The sequence below is a fragment of the Cellulomonas algicola genome (assembly GCF_003851725.1).
In the GTDB taxonomy this organism is placed as follows: Bacteria; Actinomycetota; Actinomycetes; order Actinomycetales; family Cellulomonadaceae; genus Cellulomonas; species Cellulomonas algicola.
The window spans coordinates 1-1,607 of sequence record NZ_BHYL01000459.1 but is presented as its reverse complement, the minus strand read 5'-3'; the positions used below and the strand labels follow the sequence as shown (position 1 = coordinate 1,607).

General features: G+C 75.2%; 1 protein-coding gene and 1 pseudogene. One reads left to right on the top strand and one right to left on the bottom strand.

Annotated features, from left to right (window positions below; translation table 11 throughout):
• A pseudogene (locus tag CTKZ_RS20810) lies at positions 1-451 on the top strand (reductase); the annotation flags it as partial.
• Positions 452-567: 116 nt separating this feature from the next.
• Here CTKZ_RS20810 and CTKZ_RS20805 read toward each other — a convergent pair.
• Positions 568-1,607: molybdopterin-dependent oxidoreductase (locus CTKZ_RS20805; protein ID WP_148090545.1), on the bottom strand; the 1,040-nt coding region annotated here is incomplete at its 5' end.

Sequence of the window (1,607 nt, the reverse complement as noted above, 5' to 3'; positions counted from 1 at the left end):
CCCGGCCACGCCGATGGTGATGGTCGGCCCGGGCACGGGGGTCGCGCCGTTCCTCGGGTTCCTGCAGGAGCGGCGCGCGCTCGGGCACGCCGGCGACAACTGGCTGTTCTTCGGCGAGCAGCACGCCGCGACGGACTTCTACTACCGCGACGAGCTCGACGCGCTGCGCTCCGACGGGCTGCTCACCCGCCTCGACACGGCCTTCTCGCGCGACCAGCGGTCGAAGGTCTACGTGCAGGACCGGATGCGCGAGCATGGTCCGCAGCTGTGGGCGTGGCTCGAGCGCGGCGCGCACGTCTACGTGTGCGGCGACGCGTCGCGCATGGCGAAGGACGTCGACACCGCGCTGCGCGAGGTGGTGTCCGTGCACGGCGGCCTCGACGCCGACGACGCGGCCGCCTACGTCAAGCGCCTGTCGTCCGAGCGCCGGTACGCGCGCGACGTCTACTGACGCCCACTGCGCAGCCACCCGTCGGCGAACGCGCCCTCAGTACCGCCTGACCTCGGTCGTGCGGTGCTGAGGGCGCGTTCGGCGGTCCGTCTGCGCCGTCCGGACCCGGCGTGATGTCAGCCGACCGTCACGCGGACCGAGTCGTAGCCCGTCGCACCGTCCGGGATCTCGCCCTGCTGCGCGCCCGTCTGCGGGCCGTCGGGGTCGAACGCCCGGACGAACAGCTGGTGCTCGCCCGGCTCGGCGGGCCACGTCCAGCGCCACTGCCGCCACGAGTCGACGCCGCCGTCGCCCGCGAGCTCCGCGTCCTGCCAGTCGCCGTCGTCGACCCGGACCTGCACGCGGACGATCCCGCGGTGCTGGGCCCACGCCGTGCCCGCGACGACGACGTCGCCCGCGTCGACCTGCGCGGACGGCCGCGGCACCTCGATGCGCGACTGCGTCTTGACCGGCCCGCGCTCCGACCAGCCGCGGTCCGTCCAGTACGCCGTCGCGGCGTCGAACCGCGTGACCTCGAGGTCGACGACCCACTTGGTCGCCGACACGTAGCCGTACAGCCCCGGCACGACCATCCGCACGGGGAACCCGTGCTCGGGCGGCAGCGGCTCGCCGTCCATCGCGATCGCGAGCAGCGCGTCACGGTCGTCCGTCAGCACCTCGAGCGGCGTCGACGCGGTGAACCCGTCGACGCTGCGCGAGAGCACCATGTCGGCGTCGGCCGTGGGTCGGGCGCGCGCGAGCACCTCGCGGATCGGCAGCCCGAGCCAGCGCTGGTTGCCGATCAGGTCCCCGCCGACCGGGTTGGACACGCACGCGAGCGTCACCCACGCCTCGACGAGGTCGGACGCGAGCAGCTCGGCCCACGTGAGCTCGACCTCCTGCTCGACGAGCCCGTGCACGCGCAGCACCCAGGACTCCGGGTCGACCTGGGGCACGACCAGCGCGGTGTCGATCCGGTAGAACTCGCCGGCCGGTGTCTGCCACGGCCCCACGCCCGCGACGTCGACCTGCACGTCCGCCGGCACGGGCGGTGCCGACCGTGCGGGCGCGGGCAGCCGCAGCGCGTCCCGGGCCGCCTGCACGCCGCGTCGCGTCCCGCTGAGCGCGCGCCCCAGGGCGACGGCCACGAGGCCGGCGGCGGTGGCCGCACCGGCGC